Below are 21,282 nucleotides of genomic sequence, written 5' to 3' on the forward strand. Positions count from 1 at the left end.
ACGCAAGGCCGCTCCTACTGGAATCGTGCACGAGGGGGGGCCTAAATCCTTGGCAGTGCTCAATCGTCTAACTACGGAGGAAATTGAAGAGCTGATTTCTTAGGAGATTCCCTGTGCAAGAGCTGCTCGATACAGTCGTATCGTTGTCCACCCAAAAACGTAAGGCGTTGGCAGCCTTGCTCAAGAAACAAGGCGTCAACCTGTATGGGGTCACGCCGATCTTCCCGAGGGATCCAGAAGCGCCGGTACTGCTTTCCTATGCCCAGCAGCGGCTATGGATTCTGTCACAGCTGGGCGAGGTGGGTACCGCGTACAACCTCTCGTCCGTCCTGCGCTTCAAAGGGCATTTGGACACGGGTGCCCTGCAGCGTAGCTTCGAGGCTTTGATCGCCCGTCATGAGACCCTGCGCACCACGTTCCGCCTGGAAGGGGAGCAGGCCGTGCAGGTGGTCCATCCGCACAGCCCCTTCAAGTTGATGTTCGAGCAGTTGGAGCAGACCGATGACGCCAGCGTGCGCAGTCATGTCGAGCACGAAGCTCATCTGCCTTTCGACCTGCAAACCGGCCCGCTGCTGCGGGTGAAGTTGCTGGGCCTGGTGCAGGACGAGCATGTGCTGGTGCTGACCCTGCACCACATCGTGTCCGACGGTTGGTCGATGCCCGTGATGATCAATGAGCTGGTGCAGCTCTACCACGGCTACAGCCAAGGGCAGAAGGTGGACCTGCCCGTGCTGCCGGTGCAGTACGCCGACTACGCCACCTGGCAGCGTAACTGGATGGAGGCCGGCGAGCAGGCGCGACAGCTGGCCTACTGGACGGCGCAGCTCGGTGACGAGCAACCCGTGCTGGCGTTGCCTGCCGATCGACCGCGGCCAGCGATAAGCAGCTATCAGGGCGCCCGAGTTACCGTGGCCATCGACAACACGTTGGCTGGCGCGCTGAAGCAATTGGCCCAGCAACAGGGCGCCACGCCCTTCATGGTGTTGCTGGCCAGCTTCCAGGCATTGCTGCACCGCTACAGCGGGCAGTCCGACATCCGCGTCGGTGTGCCGGTCGCCAACCGTAACCGGGTCGAGACCGAGCGGCTGATCGGCTTCTTCGTCAACACCCAGGTGCTGCGCGCCGAATTCGACCTGCAGATGACCTTCAATCAGCTGCTGCAACAGGTCAAGCAGCGTGCGCTGGGCGCTCAGGCGCATCAGGACCTGCCGTTCGAACAGCTGGTGGAGGCCCTGCAGACCGAACGCAACCTCAGCCACAGCCCTCTGTTCCAGGTGATGTACAACCACCAGACCCAGGCCAAGGGCGAACGCCGCAGTTTGCCAGGGCTGGAAATGGAAGAGCTGGCCTGGGATAGCCACACGGCCAAGTTCGACCTGATTCTGGACACCTTCGAGCATGAGCAAGGCATCAGTGCTGCGCTGACCTATGCCACCGACCTGTTCGAGGCCAAGACCGTCGAGCACATGGCCAATCATTGGCTGAATCTGCTGCAGGGGATCGTCCGCGAACCAGAGCAGCGCATTACCGACCTGCCTCTGTTGGCAGAGCATGAGCAGGCTCGGATCGTTCAGGACTGGAACCGCAACCCGACTAAATTCCCCAGCGAGCACACGCTCCATCAGTTGATCGAAGCCCAGGTCGAGTTATCGCCTGATTCACCCGCCGTGAGTTTTGGCGCTCAGACACTCAGCTACGGCGAATTGAACCGCCGCGCCAACCGCCTGGCGCACAAGCTGCGCGAACTGGGCGTGGGGCCCGACGTGCTGGTGGGGCTTGCCGTAGAGCGCAGTCTGGACATGGTCGTGGGCCTGCTCGGCATCCTCAAGGCGGGCGGCGCCTATGTGCCGCTGGACCCGGAGGCCCCCCAGGATCGCCTCGCTTACCTGTTCGAGGACAGTGGCATCGGCTTGTTGCTGACCCAAAGCCACTTGCGTGACGCCTTGCCCATTCCGGCAGGCATCCAACGCCTGAATCTGGACGACACGGCACTGGCCGACTACAGCGAAGCCAACCTGGCTGGCGCGGTATCGCCGCAGAACCTGGCATACGTGATCTACACCTCCGGGTCCACTGGCAAGCCCAAAGGTGCACTGTTGACGCACCATAACGTGGTGCGTTTGTTCGCGGCCACCCAGGAGTGGTTCCGCTTCGACGCCAGTGACGTGTGGACGGTGTTCCACTCCTACGCGTTCGATTTTTCCGTGTGGGAGCTGTACGGCGCGCTGCTGTATGGCGGCAAGGCGGTCATCGTGCCGCGAGACGTGGCGCGTTCTTCGCAGGATTTCCATGCGTTGTTGCTCAGCGAGCAGGTAACGGTGCTGAACCAGACGCCATCGGCATTTCAGCAACTGATTCCGCTTGCCTGCGAAGCCGCGCGAGGCGGCAGCCAGTTGGCATTGCGGTATGTGGTGTTTGGCGGTGAGGCGCTGGATGTGAGCAGCCTCAAGCCATGGTTCGACGTATTCGGCGACCGTCAGCCACGCCTGATCAACATGTATGGCATCACCGAGACGACGGTGCATGTGACCTACCGGCCGATCAGCCTGGATGATCTCAAGAATGTTGGCAGCAGCCCCATTGGCGAGGTCATTCCAGACCTGAGTTGCTACTTGCTCGACGGCACCTTGAACACGATCGTGCCAGGCAGCCACGGTGAACTGATGATTGGCCAGGATGGCCTTGCGCGTGGCTATCACGGTCGTCCGGCGTTGACGGCTGAGCGTTTCGTGCCGAACCCCTTCGATAGCCAAGGCGGTCGCTTGTACCGCTCGGGCGATTTGGCCCGCTATGGCGGTGATGGCGTCATCGACTACCTGGGGCGAATTGATCACCAGGTGAAGATTCGTGGTTTCCGTATCGAACTGGGTGAGATCGAAGCACGCCTGCAGGAGCAGGGCGCTGTGCGTCAGGGCGTGGTGCTGGCTCAGGATGGCCCGCAAGGCAAGCAGTTGGTGGGGTATGTGGTGCCGGGTGACAGCTCGGTCCTGGACAGCCTCGAAAGCCAGGTTCTTCTGCGGGGTTCCTTGCGCGAAGCGCTCAAGGCAAGCCTGCCGGACTACATGGTGCCGGCTCATGTGCTGTTCCTGGCCAGCTTGCCGCTGACCGGCAACGGCAAGTTGGATCGCAAGGCGCTGCCGCAACCGGATGCCAGCCTGCTGCAGGGCCAGTTCACTGCGCCGCAAAGTGCATTGGAGCAGCGCATTGCGGCGATCTGGGCCGATGTGCTGAAGCTGGACAAAGTGGGCCTTCACGACAACTTCTTTGAGTTGGGTGGCCACTCCTTGCTGGCGACCCAGGTGATGGCTCGCCTGCAGGTTGAGTTGGGCATCAACCTGCCGCTCGCCTTGCTGTTCCAGGCGGAAAACCTGCAGGCATACGCAGCCATGATCAGTGGCTTGAATACCAATACCGATGCGGACCTGGACGACCTCCAGGACTTCATGAGCGAGCTTGAGGCAGTTTGAGATGCAAACGGATAACAGAAACATGGAACTGGTAAAACGCTTCATTGGCCTGCCCCTGCCGCAGCGCAAGCTGTTTCTTGAAAAGCTCGCATCGAAAGGCATGAGCCTTGCGCAGTTGCCGATCCCACAAAGCCGTGGTGATTTCGACCAAGTTCCGCTTTCCTTCGCTCAGCAGCGGCAGTGGTTTCTGTGGCAGCTTGAGCCGCAAAGTTCTGCCTACAACATTCCCGCTGCCTTGAAGTTCACCGGTGCGCTGGATATCGCCGCTTTGCAGCGCAGCTTCGAGTCGTTGATCGCCCGCCACGAAACGCTGCGCACTACCTTCCGGTTGGAGGGTGAGCAGACCGTACAGGTCATTCACCCGCACATGCCGTTCGAGCTGGTTGTGGAGGCTGTCGAGGCCACAGCGCCGAGCGGTGTTCGTGCCAGCCTGGAAGATGAGGCCCAGCAACCCTTCGATCTGGAGCATGGGCCGCTGATGCGGGCCAGGCTGCTGCAGTTGGGTGCGCAAGAGCACGTGCTCACACTGACGTTGCACCACATCGTGGCGGATGGATGGTCCTTGCCGGTGATGGTGGATGACCTGGTCAGGCTCTATGAGGGCTACAGCCAAGGCCACGACGTGCTGTTGCCGACGCTGCCGATCCAGTACGCCGACTATGCCATCTGGCAGCGGGCCTGGATGCAGGCCGGTGAACAGGACCGGCAACTGGCCTACTGGAAAGAGCAGTTGGGGGACCAGCAGCCGGTGCTGGAGCTACCGACTGATCGCCCGCGCCCGGCGGTCTACAGCCAGCAAGGCGCACGGCTGGAAATCCCGTTGGGCGGGGAACTGGTCGGTTCGCTCAAGCAATTGGCACAGCAGCAGGGCGTGACACCCTTCATGCTGTTGCTCGCCAGCTTTCAAACGCTGTTGCACCGTTACTCCGGGCAGGCGGATATCCGCGTGGGTGTGCCGATCGCCAACCGCAACCGTGCCGAGACGGAGCGCCTGGCGGGCTTCTTCGTCAATACCCAGGTACTGCGTGCCGAATTCGAACTGAGCACCACCTTTACCGAGCTGCTGGAGCAGGTCAGGAAACGTGCATTGGGCGCACAGGCGCACCAGGACTTGCCGTTCGAACAACTGGTCGAGGCCTTGCAGCCAGAGCGCAGCCTCAGCCACAGCCCGTTGTTCCAGGTGATGTACAACCACCAGACCGAGACCAAAAAGGGCGAAGGGCGCAACCTGCCTGGCCTGGTGATGGAAGAGATCGCCTCGGACAGCCACGTGGCCAAGTTCGACCTGGCACTGGACACGTTCGAGCACGAAGCCGGTATCAGCGCGGCGTTGACGTATGCGACCGATCTGTTCGATACGGCCACCGTCGAGCGCATGGCAGGGCACTGGTTGAACTTGCTCGTCAGCATCGCAGGGCAGCCGCATCAGCCTGTTGCTGGTTTGGCAATGCTGAGCCCGCACGAACAGCAGTTGGTCATCAAAGACTGGAACAGTACCCAAGCCGATTACCCTGCCGAACGCAGCCTGCACCAGTTGTTCGAGGCCCAGGTCAAGGTGTCACCCGATGCGCCGGCATTGCTGTTCGGCGAGCAGGTGCTGAGCTATACGGCGTTGAATCAACGGGCCAACCAGTTGGCACACAGACTTCGCGAGCAGGGGGTGGGGCCGGATGTGCTGGTGGGCATCGCCATGGAACGCAGCCCCGAAATGGTGGTTGGCCTGCTGGCGATCCTGAAGGCGGGTGGCGCCTATCTGCCGCTCGACCCTGAGTACCCGCAGGACCGTATCGAGTACATGCTCGAGGACAGCCAGTCGATCTTGCTGCTGTCCCAGTCGCACCTGCTTGCGCGCATGCCTGAAGCGTTTCATGCCCGGACCTTGTTGCTCGATCAGTTGTCGCTGGAGGGCTACCCGGTAACCGATCCGGTCTGCATGACCGAACCGGGCAATCTGGCCTACAGCATCTACACCTCCGGGTCCACGGGCAAGCCCAAGGGCGTGTTGATCGAGCATCGAAACGTAACGGCGCTGATTGGCTGGGCGCTGACGGTCTATAGCCAACAGGACCTGTGTGGTGTGCTGGCATCTACTTCGATCTGTTTCGACCTGTCGGTGTGGGAGCTGTTCGTCACGCTGTCGGCTGGAGGCTACGCGGTGCTCGCTGCCAACGCCCTCGAGCTGCCGCACCTGGCGGCCAAAGACCGGGTGCGTCTGGTCAACACCGTGCCATCGGCGATCAAGATGCTGCTTGAGACCGGCGAACTGCCGGCGACCGTGCGCACCATCAACCTTGCTGGGGAGGCGCTGAAGCAGTCGCTGGTCGACGAGTTGTATGCGACCGGGCATGTGCAGCAGGTTTATGACCTGTACGGCCCCTCCGAGGACACCACCTACTCCACCTTTACCCTGCGTTGCGCCAATGGCAGGGCGAACATCGGCCGGCCGATTGCCAACAGTGCGGTTTATCTGCTGAGTGAGGCCGTAGCACCGGTACCGGTAGGGGTAAACGGTGAGTTGTACATGGCCGGTGCTGGGTTGGCACGGGGCTATCTCGGCCGCCCTGGGTTGACGGCCGAACGCTTCATTCCTGATCCGTTCGATGAGCAGGGCGGCGGCAGGATGTACCGCACCGGGGACCTTGCCCGTTATCAGGACAATGGGCTTATCGAGTACGCAGGTCGCATCGATCATCAGGTGAAGATCCGCGGGTTCCGTATCGAACTGGGGGAGATCGAGTCACGTCTGCAGGCTCAGGAGGCTGTCCGCGAAGCGGTCCTGTTGGCTCAGGACGGCCCAACTGGCAAACAGCTGGTAGGTTATGTGGTGCCGGTCGACGAGACCGTGATGGCCACCCTCGCGCGGCAATCAGCGCTGCGCGATGCGCTGCGTGGCCAGCTCAAGCAAACCCTGCCGGATTACATGGTGCCAGCGCAGTTGGTATTCCTTGAGGCGCTGCCGCTGACGCCGAATGGCAAGCTGGATCGCAAGGCACTACCGCAGCCCGATATCAGCCTGTTCCAAGTGGAATACCTTGAACCTCGTACTGAACTGGAGCGGGATATTGCGGCTGTCTGGGCCGGCGTGTTGAAACTAAGCAAGGTAGGGCTTACCGACAACTTCTTCGAACTCGGTGGCGACTCGATCATTTCCTTGCAGGTGGTCAGCCGTGCGCGCCAGGCGGGCATCCACTTCACGCCCAAGCAACTGTTCCAATACCAGACCGTACAAGGTTTGGCTTCGGTTGCCCGGTGTGCGGACAACGTTGTCATCGACCAGGGTGCAGTCACCGGCACCACGCCGCTGACTCCGGTTCAACACTGGTTCTTCGATCAGGCGATGGCGCAACCTCACCACTGGAACCAGTCGGTGCTGCTGGCACCAAGCGTGAGCATTGATCCGCAGTATCTGGCTACGGCGCTGCAACGCGTGCTGCAGCAGCATGACGCCCTGCGCCTTGGTTTCGATCAGGCAGCCGGACAGTGGCAAGGCACGTTCAATGAGGTCGATACGCAGGGCATCCTGTGGGATCGCTCGTTTAGCGACATGGACTCGCTTTTGCACGCAGCCGGTGAGGCGCAGCGCAGTTTCGCGCTCGGCGGCCCGTTGGTGCGGGTGCTACTGGGCACGCTGCCGCAGGGTGAACAGCGACTGCTATTGGTCGTCCATCACCTGGTCGTTGACGGTGTGTCATGGCGCGTGCTGCTGGAGGACCTGCAGCAGGCCTACCTGGCAGCCTCGGCCGGCCAGCCTGCCGAACTGCCTGCCAAGACCAGCGCCTACAAGGCGTGGGCCGAACGGTTGCAGGCTTATGCCAAGAGTGCCGATCTGGCCCAGGAGCTGACCTACTGGCATGCACAACTGCAACATGCTGATGATGATTTGCCCCGTGATCATCAGCAAGGTGGCAATCAAGTAAGTCACGCCGCCTATGCGAGCACCCATCTGGACGCGGAGTGGACCCGCAAGCTTCTGCATGAAGCGCCCATGGCCTACCGTACCCAGATCAACGACCTGCTGCTTGCAGCGCTGGCGCGGGTGGTGGCTCGCTGGACCGGGCGCTCCAACGTGCTGGTACGCCTTGAAGGACATGGCCGTGAGGACGTGTTCGACGACCTGGACCTGACACGCACCGTGGGCTGGTTCACCAGTATCTATCCGGTGAGCCTGAGCGCTCAGGCGCAACTGGATAGCTCGATCAAAGTCATCAAGGAACAACTTCGGGCAGTACCCAACAAAGGTATTGGTTACGGGCTGCTGCGCTATCTTGGCAGCGATGACAGTCGGCAGGTTCTGGATAACCTGCCGCAGGGCGAAATTGTCTTCAACTACCTGGGGCAATTCGACGGCAGTTTCCAGGAAGAAGGCAGCGTCTTCACGCCTGCCAAGGAGTACGGCGGGGCCAATCAAAGCGACGATGCGCCATTGGGTAGCCTGTTGGCATTGAACGGGCAGGTTTACGCTGGCGAGCTGAAGATGGGGTGGACCTTCAGCCGGGAACTGTTCAACGAGTCGACCATTCAGCGGTTGGCTGATGAGTACGCCGAGGAACTCAAGGCGCTCATCACTCATTGCTGCCAGAGAACGAATCGTGGGGTTACCCCGTCGGATTTCCCTCTGGCGTGCTTGAGCCAGGCTCAACTGGATAGCCTGCCCGTACCCGCTGCCGATATCGCCGATATCTACCCGTTGGCACCCATGCAGCAGGGCATGTTGTTCCATACACTGTATGAGCAGGCGGCCGGCAACTACATTAACCAGCTACGGGTGGACGTGGACGGCTTGGACGTGGAGCGTTTCAGGCAGGCCTGGCTGGGGGCACTGGGTGCGCACGATATTCTGCGAACCAGTTTCGTCTGGCAGGGGGAGCTGGACCAAGCGGTGCAGATCGTGCACAAGCATGTCGAGCTGCCGTTCAAAGAACATGACTGGCGTAATCAAGCGACAGAAGATCATGCACTTGAGGCATTGGCCGAACGCGAGCGACAGCGCGGTTTTGTGTTGGATGCAGCACCTTTGCTGCGCCTGGTGCTGGTAAGGACAGCTGAAAATCGACATCACCTAATATGCACCCATCATCACATCCTGATGGATGGATGGAGTACCTCGCGTCTGTTGGGTGAAGTGCTCCAGCGCTATGTTGGCCACCATCTGCCGGCCCAGACGATGCACTATCGCGACTATATTGCCTGGTTGAAGCGCCAGGACGCTGGCGCTGCCGAAACCTTCTGGAAGGCTCAACTGGCCGAGCTGCAGGAACCCACTCGCCTGCTCCGGGCAACACGAATTTCCCCACCAGCGAGCGCTTCTGGGTATGACGCCCATCACCAAGTGTTCGATCGTGCACAGACTTTGTCGATCGAAGCCTTTGCCCGGGCTAATCGGGTCACGGTCAACACGCTTGTGCAGTCGGCATGGCTGCTGCTATTACAGCGCTACACTGGTCAGGCTAGCGTGGCTTTCGGCGCGACTGTGGCAGGTCGCCCCGCAGACCTGCCAGGCGTGGAAGAGCAGATCGGTCTATTCATCAACACCCTTCCTGTGGTGGGCACACCGCGTGCTGAGCAAACCGTCGCGGATTGGATTTCTCAGGTCCAGGCGGGCAACCTCGCAGTGCGTGAATACGAACATACACCGTTGAACGAAGTGCAACGGTGGGTTGGGCTGGGCGGTGAGTCCCTGTTCGATAACGTCTTGGTGTTCGAAAACTACCCAGTATCCGAAGCCCTGCAGCAGGGAGCACCTCAGGGGCTGCGTTTTGGTGAAGTCGCGAATCGCGAACAGACCAACTACCCGCTTACCGTGCTGGTTAACCTCGGTTCGACGCTCTCGATTCAGTACAGCTATGATCAAGCACTATGGGCCAACCCTGCCATCTGCCAGGTAGCGGAACACTTCCAGAATCTTTTGCATGCCTTGGTCCTTGATGCAACACGAGTAATCGGCGACCTGCCGTTGATGGGGGCGCAGGAGCAAGCTCTGGTCATAAAGGACTGGAACCACAGCCAGAAGAGTTTCCCAAGTGATCGTACGCTTCATCAATTGATCGAGGCCCAGGTCGAAGCCTCACCACATGCGCCCGCGCTGAGCTTTGGCGAACAGACGCTGAGCTATGATGAATTGAACCGTCGCGCCAACCAGCTGGCGCACAAGCTACGTGAGCTTGGCGTAGGCCCGGACAGTCTGGTGGGCATTGCTGTCGAACGCAGCCTGGAGATGGTCGTAGGTTTGCTGGGCATCCTGAAGGCCGGTGGCGCCTATGTACCGCTGGACCCGCAATCCCCGCAGGATCGCCTGAGCTACCTATTAGAAGACAGCGGCATTGATCTGCTGCTGACCCAGGGGCACCTGCGTGAAGCCTTGCCAATTCCTGCCGGCATCCACTGTGTGAACCTCGGCGACGCATCGCTGGCCGACTACAGCGAAGCCAATCCGCAGGTAGCTGTTTCGCCACACAACCTGGCCTATGTGATCTATACCTCGGGTTCCACTGGCAAGCCCAAAGGGGCACTGCTCGCTCACCACAACGTGGTGCGCTTGTTCGCGGCAACCCAGGATTGGTTCCAGTTCGACGCTAGCGACGTGTGGACAGTGTTCCATTCCTATGCCTTCGACTTCTCGGTCTGGGAGTTGTATGGCGCATTGCTGTATGGCGGCAAGGCCGTCATTGTCCCGCAGGATGTGGCGCGTTCTTCGCAGGACTTCCACGCCTTGCTGGTAAGCGAGAAGGTGACGGTGCTCAATCAGACACCTTCGGCGTTCCAGCAACTTATACCGATCGCCTGCGAGGCAGCACAGGCCGGCAATCAGTTGGCTTTACGTCACGTTGTGTTTGGCGGTGAGGCTCTGGATGTGAGCAGCCTCAAACCGTGGTTCGAGGTGTTTGGTGATGCCCACCCACGCATGATCAACATGTATGGGATCACCGAAACCACTGTACATGTGACCTACCGCCCGATCTGCCGGGATGACTTGAAAAATGTCGGCAGCAGCCCGATTGGCGAGGCTATTCCCGACCTGACCTGGTACCTGCTCGACGATGCTCTGAATCCGATCGTACCGGGTAGCCAGGGTGAGTTGATGATCGGTCAGGATGGGTTGGCTCGCGGTTATCACGGTCGGCCGGCATTGACCGCTGAACGCTTCGTGCCGAACCCGTTCGATACCCAAGGTGGGCGCTTGTATCGTTCGGGCGACTTGGCACGTTACTGCGGCGACGGGGTGATCGAATACCTGGGGCGGATTGACCATCAGGTGAAGATTCGCGGATTCCGAATTGAGCTGGGGGAAATCGAGGCACGTCTGCAAGACCAGGTTGCTGTGCGCCAAGGCGTGGTACTGGCCCAGGATGGCCCAAGTGGCAAACAGTTGGTGGGCTACGTGGTGCCGGCCGATAGCGCGGTCCTGGAAAGTTTCACAGCCCAGGCTTTACTGCGCGATGCCTTGCGCGAAACGCTCAAGGCGAGCTTGCCGGAATACATGGTACCGGCTCATGTGCTGTTCCTCGCCAGCTTGCCGTTGACCGGCAATGGAAAGCTGGACCGCAAGGCCTTGCCCCAAGCGGATGCGAGCCTGCTGCAGGGCGAATATGTCGCCCCGCAGAGCGCGCTTGAGCAACAGATAGCAGGTATCTGGGCCGATGTGCTGAGGCTGGACAAGGTCGGTCTGAACGACAACTTCTTTGAATTGGGTGGCGACTCCATCGTGTCATTGCAGGTGGTCAGCCGTGCGCGTCAGCAGGACATTCAGTTTACGCCCAAAGATTTGTTCCAGAATCAGACTGTGCAAGCACTGGCTGCGGTTGCGCAGCGTTCGACCAGTACAGCTATCGACCAAGGGGCAGTTATCGGCGCTACTGCGCTGTTGCCGATTCAGCATTGGTTCTTCAACGCTGATATTCCTCAGCGTCATCATTGGAACCAGTCCGTGTTGCTGATGCCGCACGAGACCTTGGCGCCGGAGCCGTTGAACAAGGCTCTGCAGGCTGTCGTGGCGCATCACGATGCGTTGCGTCTGCGCTTCGAACAGGGCAATGATGGTTGGCAGGGTTCATTCAGCGATGCCATGTGCGAAGTACTCTGGTGCCGCAAGGTCGACGATGCGCAGGCTCTGCAGCACCTGGCGGTCGAAGCCCAGCGCAGCCTTGATCTTCAACAGGGACCGTTGCTTCGGGCAGTACTGGCGGAGTTGGCTGATGGAACTCAACGGCTGCTGTTGGTAATTCACCATCTGGTGGTGGATGGCGTCTCCTGGCGCGTGCTGCTGGAGGACCTGCAACAGGCTTACCAGGCGCAGCAAGCTGGCCATCCGCTGAAATTGCAGGCCAAGACCAGTTCATTCAAAAACTGGGTCGAGCATTTGCAAGGCTATGCCACAAGCGACAGCCTGCGATCAGAACTGAGCTACTGGCAGGCGCAGTTGCAAGGGACGAGTGATGAGCTGCCCTGGGATTATCCGCACGGCAGTAACCTGGAGCGCGACTCGGCGTCGGTCAGTATCCGTCTGGACCGGGAACTCACGCGACAACTCCTGCAGGAAGCACCGGCAGCCTATCGTACGCAGATCAATGACCTGCTGCTGACCGCGCTGGCACGGGTGATCGGCCGCTGGACCGGTCGCTCCGATGTGCTGGTGCGTCTGGAGGGCCATGGACGTGAAGACCTTTTCGACGGCGTCGACCTGAGTCGCACCGTGGGCTGGTTTACCAGCGTGTACCCGGTAAAACTCAGCCCGAAAACCAGCCTTGTCGATTCGATCAAGACCATCAAGGAGCAGTTGCGAGCGGTGCCTAATAAAGGCCTCGGCCACGGTCTGTTGCGCTACCTGGGCAGCCCGGAGGCGCAGGCGACCTTAGCGGCCTTGCCGCGTGGCGAGATTGTGTTCAACTACCTCGGGCAGTTCGACGCAAGCTTCGACCAGCAGTCGGGCTTGTTCGTCCCAGCGAAGGAATATGCTGGCGCCACTCAGGACGAGCATGCACCGCTAGGCAGCCTGTTGGCCCTGAATGGCCAGGTTTACGGCGGTGAGCTGAAACTGGGTTGGAGCTTCAGTCGGGCACTGTTCGACGAGTCCACCATCCAGCGCCTTGCCGACGAGTATGCGCAAGAGCTTACGGCGCTGATTACCCATTGCAGCGAGCTTGAGCACCGTGGAGTGACGCCTTCGGACTTCCCGCTGGCCGAGCTTACACAGTTGCAGCTCGACAGCCTGCCGCTGCCTGCCGAGCAGATTGCCGATATCTATCCGCTATCGCCGATGCAGCAGGGCATGTTGTTCCATACCTTGTACGAGCAGCAGTCCGGTGACTACATCAACCAGCTGCGGGTCGATGTTCACGGCTTGGATGTGGAGCGTTTCAAGCAGGCCTGGCAGGCGGCGGTGGATATTCACGCCATCCTGCGGACCGGCTTTGTCTGGCAGGGCGAACTGGACCGGGCGGTTCAGGTGGTGCACAAGCAGGTCGTGCAAGCGCTCGTCGAGTATGACTGGCGCGGCCAGCCGGCGTTGCAGGAGGCCGTGCAAACGCTGGCTGAAAGTGAGCGACAAGCTGGCTTCGAGCTCGACCAGGTACCGTTGCAGCGTCTTACGCTGGTGCGCACGGACGACAATTGTCATCACTTGATCTACACCAACCATCACATTCTGATGGACGGCTGGAGCACCTCGCGCTTGCTGGGTGAAGTTCTGCAGCGATATGCAGGGCAACATGTACCGGCGCTGACGGCGCCCTATCGCGATTACATCGCTTGGCTGCAGCGCCAGGATGCAACGGCCGCTGAAACCTTCTGGAAGGCTCAACTGTCCACGTTGGAAGAGCCGACACGACTGTCGCAAGTGGTGCGTCACGGTGCTGGCGAGCTGCATGGCCAGGGTGAATACCATCAGGTGTTCGACTCCGCGCAGACCCAACGCATCGAGGCCTTCGCTCGCGCCAACCGGGTTACCGTCAATACCCTGGTGCAATCGGCATGGTTGCTGTTGCTGCAACGCTATACCGGGCAGTCCACTGTTTGCTTCGGCGCCACAGTGGCAGGGCGCCCGGCGGACCTGCCAGGGGTGGAGGAACAGATCGGTCTGTTCATCAATACCTTGCCGGTAATCGGGTCGCCGCGTTGCGAGCAGACTGTAGCCGAGTGGATTGCACAGGTGCAGGCGTGCAACCTGGCGTTACGCGAGTTTGAACATACGCCGCTGAATGCTGTTCAGCGGTGGGCGGGCCTCGGGGGGGAAGCACTTTTCGACAGCCTCCTGGTATTCGAGAACTACCCGGTGTCACAAGCCTTGCAGGAGGGTGCGCCAGACGGCTTGCGCTTCGGGCAGGTCGCCAACCTGGAACAGACCAACTATGCCCTCACCCTGGCGGCTACCATGGGTGAAACACTGTCGATTCAGTACAGCCATGCCCGTGCCTCTTGGGGCGATGCTGCCGTCGAGCGCCTGGCGGAGCACTTCGCAAACCTGCTGCGAGCACTGGTCGAAGATGCCAACGTAGCGATCGGAGAGTTGTCGCTCCTGGGGGGCGCCGAACGCCAGTTGCTGCTCGATGACTGGAATCGCAGCGAGGCAATTGCCTTGTCGGGCCAATGTGCCCATCAACGCTTCGAGGCGCAAGCCAATGAGCGGCCGAATGCTGTGGCGCTGGTATTCGGTGAGCAGCAACTGAGCTACCGTGAACTGGACGTGCAAACCAATCGTTTGGCCCACCTGCTGATCGCGCGTGGGGTTACCGCCAACAGCCTGGTTGGGGTCGCTGCGGAGCGTGGCCTTGCGCTTGCCGTCGCATTGATCGCCATTCACAAGGCGGGAGCAGCCTACGTGCCGCTCGACCCTGAGTATCCGCAGGATCGCCTGGCCTATCTAATCAAGGACAGCGGTATTGGATTGCTGCTGGCAGATGCAGTGTCCATGAAGCGACTGCCGGTTCCTGCCGACCTGCCTTGTGTTGGCCTCGAACCTGGAACGCGGTGGTTGGAAACATTCAGCGCCGCGCCCCTGCAATGCGCGGTCACGCCGGACAGCCTGGCCTATGTCATCTACACCTCCGGCTCCACCGGTATGCCTAAAGGCGTGGCCATACCTCATCATGCCCTCTCGGTTTTCTGCGAGGTCGCTAGCGGCTACTCGCGGCTGACTGCCGATGACCGGGTGCTCCAATTCGCCACGTTCAGCTTTGACGGATTCATCGAGCAGTTCTTCCCGCCATTGTCCCGTGGGGCGTGCGTGGTGATGCGTGATCAGCAGCTCTGGGACACCGACACCTTCAGCGAGCAGGTCATACGTCATGGCGTCACGGTGGCCGATTTACCGGCGGCCTACTGGCGTCTGCTGGCGCTGGATCGACGTGAACCGCAAGCCTATGGCCAGTTGAAGCAGATCCATGTCGGTGGTGAAGCTGTCGCACTAGATGGTCTGCAGGCGTGGCTGGCAGATGGCCCGGCGAATGTGCGGCTGCTCAATACTTATGGGCCGACCGAGGCCACTGTGGTTGCCACGACTTATGACTGCTCGAGACTGGCGCAAGCACCCTTGCCGGAGAGCGGGGTACCGATTGGTCGCGCAATTGGCGGGCGGGTGATGCGGGTGCTGGATGACAGCCTGTCGCCTACACCGATCGGTGTTCCGGGGGAGTTGTACATCGGTGGCGATGGCTGCCTGGCGCGCTGTTACCACCAGCGCCCGTCGCTGACTGCCGAACGGTTCATCCCTGACCCGCTGGCTGAAAAAGGTGGCGCACGGTTGTACCGCACGGGTGACCTGGGTTATTTCGATGAGCAGGGTGAACTTGCCTATCGTGGCCGCGCCGATCATCAGGTCAAGGTACGCGGTTTCCGCATCGAGCTTGGTGAGGTCGAACAACATCTGCAAGCGCATCCACAGGTGCGCGAGGCGGCGGTGATTGCCGTGGATCATGCTGGCGGCAAACAGCTGTGTGGTTATGTAGTGCCAGCGGAGGGTGCGCCCGATGAACCTGCATTGCGCGACGCGTTAAGGGAGTCGCTCAAGAGCAGCTTGCCGCACTACATGGTTCCGAGCTACCTCATAGTGCTAGATAAGATGCCCATGACGCCGAGTGGGAAGCTTGACCGCAAGCGTCTGCCTAGCGTCGATCAAAGCCAGTTGCACAACCAATACGTGGCGCCCTGTAATGAGATTGAGCAGAACTTGGCGGATATCTGGGCGGCTGTACTCAAACTCGAAAAAGTTGGGGTCACCGATAACTTCTTCGAGCTAGGGGGCGACTCGATCATTTCCCTGCAGGTTGTAAGTCGGGCCCGCCAGGTCAGTATCCAATTCTCTGCGAAAGAGTTGTTCCAGCATCAGACGGTACGCCAACTGGCGGCTGTCGCACGCCGTGAAGAGGGGACATCGATCGACCAAGGCCCTGTCACCGGGTCTAACGCGTTGACGCCCATCCTGCAGTGGTTCTTTGAGGAGGACATTCCATCACGTCACCACTGGAACCAATCGGTGCTGCTCAAGACCCGAGAGCCTGTGATGGCCGAGTGGTTGGAAGCTTCGTTGCGAACATTGCTTACGCATCATGACGCGCTGCGTCTGCGTTTTGCATCACAGCAGGGCAGTTGGCAGGCGCAGTTTGCCACTGACACCGATCAGGATTTGGTGTGGGTGCGCAGGCTGGAAACGGCACAAGAGCTTGCTCCATTACTGGAGCACGCCCAGCGCAGTCTGGATCTGGCACAAGGCCCGTTATTGCGAGCAGTGCTGATCGAAATGCCGGATGCTACACAGCGAATACTTCTGGTGATCCATCACCTCGTGGTTGATGGCGTGTCGTGGCGGATACTGTTAGAAGACTTGCAGCAAGCCTATAAATCACAAGGCACCGGACAGCCGCTGACGCTGCCAGCGAAGACCAGCTCGTTCAAGGCATGGGCTGAGCGTCTGCAGGCATATGCCACAGCCCCCGTACTGCAAGAGCAATTGAATTATTGGCAAGACCAGTTGCGAAATGTGGACGATGCGCTTCCTTGTGATCACCCCCAAGGCAGTAATCAGATCAAGTGTGCCACCAGCGTAAGCAGTCGACTCGATGCTGAGTGGACGCGAAAGCTGTTGCAGGATGCACCCGCAGCCTACCGGACGCAGATCAATGATCTTCTACTAACAGCCTTGGCCTGCGTGGTCGGACGATGGACTGGACGCTCCAACGTGCTGGTACGCCTGGAAGGCCATGGTCGCGAAGATATATTCGACGACGTTGACCTGAGCCGTACGGTCGGCTGGTTTACCAGCATGTACCCGGTCCGTCTCAGCCCGCAGCTGAAAATCGACAACTCGATCAAGGCCATCAAGGAACAACTGCGCGCAGTGCCAGACAAGGGGCTGGGCTACGGCCTGCTACGTTATCTTGGGGGCGAGGAATGCGCGGCGACGCTGGCGGCATTACCGCAGGGCGAAATCGTCTTCAACTATCTGGGACAGTTCGACGGCAGCTTCGATGAGCCATCAGGGTTATTCGTGCCGGCCAAAGAAAATGCGGGCTCTACGCAGGACCCGAACTCGTCTCTAGGTAGCCTGCTGACTTTGAATGGTCAAGTGTTCGGGGGGGCGCTGGAGCTTTCCTGGTCCTATAGCCGCGAGCTGTTCGATGAATCGACCATCCAGGGGCTGGCAGATGCGTATACCGAGGAATTGAAAGCGCTGATCGCACATTGCTGCCAGAAGCCGCATCAAGGCGCGACCCCATCGGACTTCCCGCTGGCCGGCCTTACACAGGCACAGATGGACAGCCTGCCTGTGCCTGTGGCGCAAGTAGCCGACATCTATCCGTTGTCACCGATGCAACAAGGCATGTTGTTCTACAGCGGTCAGGGTGGCGAAACGGGGCTTTACATAAACCAGACTTCGGTCGCTGTCGAAGGGTTGGAAGTCGAGCGATTCGTTGAAGCGTGGAATCAAGTGATTGCGCGTCACGATATTCTGCGCACCGGATTCTGGTCGTCTGCGCAGTTGGGACACCCCCTGCAGATTGTTCATCGACAAGTGGACTTGCCTGTACGCGTACTCGATTGGCGGGACCGGGATGCTGCCGAAAGCGCGCTGCAAGTGCTGGTAGATGGCGATGCGGCGCAAGATTTCGACATGCTGCGGGCGCCATTGATGAGGGTGACACTGGTGAGGCTGGACGATCAGCGGATGCAGCTGATCTGGACGCGCCACCATATTTTGATGGACGGTTGGAGCAATTCACGTCTGCTGGGTGAAGTGTTCCAGGCTTACCATGGCCAAGCCTTGGTGGGGGCTGCTGGGCGCTTCGGTGAATACATTCGTTGGCTTGAAGCACAATCGCAGAAGGAACTGGAGACGTTCTGGACGGCCAAGGTGAGCCAGATTGAAAGCCCGACACTGCTCGCCCAGGCAGTATTACCAAGGCCGGACTCCGACTTGTCAGGGCACGCGGCGCTTTACTTGCATTGGGATTTAGAGCGTACGGAGCGGCTGCGCTTGACAGCGCAAGGCCTACGTGTGACGCCCAACACGCTTGTGCAGGCAGCTTGGCTGCTGCTGTTGCAGCGCTACAGCGGACAAGAGGCAGTATGCTTTGGTGCCACTGTAGCTGGTCGGCCAGCCAGCCTGCCAGGTGCTGACGAAATGCTGGGCTTGTTCATCAATACCTTGCCTGTGGTGCAAGCACCTGCTGCCCAGCAGCGAGTCTGTGACTGGTTACAGCAACTGCAGAGCTACAACCTGGAACTACGCGATCATGAGCATGCGGCGTTGTCCAATGTTCAGCGTTGGGCCGGGCGCCCAGGCCAGGCATTGTTCGACAGCATTCTGGTGTTCGAGAACTACCCAATCGATGAGCGCTTGAACAGTAGCAGCAACAACGCTCTGCAATTTGGTGAGGCCAACGATCGCGATGTCACAAACTATGCGATGGATCTGGCTGTGCACCTGACTGATACCTTCTCGGTCGAATTCATGTACTTACGCGACAGTTTCAGTGAGGCCGGTACTGCTGCGATTCGCGATAGTTTCGAGTGCTTGCTCAACGCGATTCTGGCGAATCCGCAGGCTACCGTGGGTAGCCTGGACATGCTTAGCCCTGCCCAGATAAAGCAAGCCAGCCAGCGCAACGAGTTGCACACGAACCCAGTCGACATGCCGCTTTTGGCCAAGCGCATCTGCGCGCAGGCTCAGGCACAGCCTGACGCAGTGGCGCTGATCTGCGGCGAGCAGCAACTGACCTACAGCGAACTGGAGGAACGCGCTAACCGTCTTGCCCACTACTTGATAGCGTTGGGTGCCAAACCTGAAACAACGGTGGGTGTTGCACTGGAGCGCTCGGTGGAAGTGATCATCGCTTTCTTCGCAGTGATGAAAACCGGTGCTGCTTATGTGCCTCTGGACATCGATTACCCTCAGGATCGACTGCAGTGGATCGTCGAAGATTCGGCAATGCACTTGCTGCTGACCAGTAGTGGTTTGCGTCAGCGCTTCACCGAGGTGGCGCAATGTGTAGAACTGGACCTTTTGGACACGGTGGGCCTCACGGCGAGCGTGCCGCAGGTGCAGGTGCAAGATGACAATCTTGCCTACCTGATCTACACCTCCGGTTCGACCGGTAAGCCCAAAGGCGTGGCGGTCAGCCATGGGCAGATCCGCATGCATTGCCTGGCCATTGCCAAACTCTACGAGATGGATGAACGCACGCGCGAGTTGCTGTTCATGTCATTCGCTTTTGATGGTGCTCAAGAGCGTTGGTTGTCGACGCTGACGTCGGGTGGATGCCTGGTCATTCGCGAAAACCGCCTCTGGACCGCTGAAGAGACGTGGCAAGTGTTGCATGCACAACGCATCGATATCGCTTGCTTCCCTCCGGCCTATCTCCAGCAGTTGGCAGAGTTCGGCGAAACCCAACAGCAAGCAGCACCACCTGTTCGGATCTACTGTTTCGGTGGCGATGCGGTGCCAGATGCCTTGTTCGAGTTGGTCAAACGCACATTGCGTCCGCAGTACTTGACCAATGGCTACGGACCGACAGAAACGGTGGTAACACCCTTGCTGTGGAAAGTGTCGGCAGAACAGTCCTGTCAGGCGGTGTATGCACCGATCGGTGAGCGGGTCGGCGAGCGAACCTTGCACGTCTTGGACCAGAACCTGAACCCATTGCCTGATGGTGTGGCCGGCGAGTTGTATATTGGGGGCCATGGACTGGCGCGTGGTTATCACCAGCGTGCGGCGCTCACCTCCGAACGCTTTGTCGCGGACCCGTTCGCCGTGGGTGCACGCCTTTATCGTACAGGTGACCGAGTTCGCAGGCGTGCCGATGGCGTTATCGATTTCATTGGCCGCCTGGACAACCAACTGAAAATACGTGGCTTCCGAATCGAACCGGGCGAGATCGAAGCACGTCTGCGCAATCAGGTGGATGTCCGCGACGCGGTGGTTGTTGCGCGTGAAGGCGCCATCGGCAAACAACTCGTAGGCTATGTGGTAAGTGGCGCTCAGGCAGCCACTGCTACGCAGCTTCGTGAAGCTTTGCGGTGCGAGCTACCTGACTACATGGTACCCGCGCAGATTGTGGTACTGGAGGCGATGCCGCTTACACCGAACGGCAAGATTGACCGTAATGCGTTGCCGGCGCCCGACTTTGTCGGCCATAGGATGCACCTTCCTCCGCGCAACAACGTAGAGCAGGCCTTGGCGCAGATCTGGCAAGAGGTGTTGAGCGTTGATCAGATCGGCATCAATGACAACTTCTTCGAGCTGGGTGGCGATTCTCTGCGGGTGTTGAAAATGCTGTCCAAGGTTCGCTCGCATGTCGGTCTGCATTTGGATCTGAAGCTACGCGATGTGATGGCAAAGCCGACTATTGGTGAGCTGTCGGGCTACTCAAGCGTAGAGGTGGATCTTGACCCCGTGCTGTTACTCAATGCTCGTGTTGAGACGGCTACGCCGCTTTTCTGTCTGCATGCAGGCTTTGGCACTGTATTTGACTACGAGCCACTGGCGCGTCGTCTAGAAGGTGTGTGCAGTGTGTATGGCGTGCAGTGCCGTATGTTGCTTGATCGTCAGTGGAAGGACGAGTCTCTTCAGGCGATGGCCATCGATTATGCGCAGTACATCCGTCAGAAACAGCCAGAAGGGCCGTATCGACTTGCAGGCTGGTCATTGGGTGGCACGCTCGCAATATTGGTGGCTCAGGAACTGGAAATCCAAGGCGAGACAGTTGCAATGCTTGGTCTGGTGGACAGTTTTGTTCCTCAAGCAACTGATGATCAGACGGCAGAGGATTGGAGCGATGACTTGCACGGCTTCCTCAGCGTGTTGCTGGGCGTTTCCAAGGACGCGCTGGAGGTTCCACCTGTACCCGCTGGCATGGGGGGCGCGTCACTGCAGCTGCTTATTGAGGAGATTCGTTCTAACCCGCTCGGGCAATCTATGTACGCCGATATCGACAGCTCTGAACTGGCTCATACGTTCGAGGTGGCGATGCGTTTGAAAGCGTTGTCGCTCAACATTTCAAGCTTGCCTCGGCTCAAGGCTCGTGCGACATGCTGGTGGGCGGGGCATGTGACGCCTGCATGGAACATCACTGTTCGCACAAGTCAGTCGGTGGCTGCAGGGCATTACGACATTCTCAAGCATGCTGACGTAATTGAGGGCTTAGCGGCGCAGTGGTTGTTGGAGGGCTCCATCATCGATTGAGCGAGGTTGATTGATTTATCCAGCGTCAATTGACATGGCCCCGATCCCGCACCTTGAGGTTGCGGGTTCGGGGCCATGTGCTTTTTAGGCACCACGAAAAACGAGAGCAATCCACTAGCACAGCAGAGTGATTGGCTATGGAAC

At 59.5% G+C, this 21,282-nt stretch carries 2 protein-coding genes; both read left to right on the top strand.

The window, feature by feature from the left end; translation table 11 throughout:
- Positions 1-113: 113 nt before the first annotated feature.
- A complete protein-coding gene (locus tag HU770_RS13780; protein ID WP_186663908.1) occupies positions 114-3,467 on the top strand; it encodes a non-ribosomal peptide synthetase in 3,354 nt (1,117 codons plus the stop codon).
- Positions 3,468-3,489: 22 nt separating this feature from the next.
- Complete coding sequence (locus tag HU770_RS13785) at positions 3,490-21,138, top strand: non-ribosomal peptide synthase/polyketide synthase (protein WP_186663910.1); 17,649 nt, start codon at positions 3,490-3,492, stop codon at positions 21,136-21,138.
- Positions 21,139-21,282: the final 144 nt, after the last annotated feature.

Source organism: Pseudomonas sp. SWRI68 (genome assembly GCF_014269165.1).
Classification (GTDB): Bacteria; Pseudomonadota; Gammaproteobacteria; order Pseudomonadales; family Pseudomonadaceae; genus Aquipseudomonas; species Aquipseudomonas capeferrum.

Coding starts and splice junctions, on each gene's coding strand:
- HU770_RS13785 (WP_186663910.1), top strand. CDS start 3,490: ATGGAACTGGTAAAACGCTTCATTGGCCTGCCCCTGCCGCAGCGCAAG.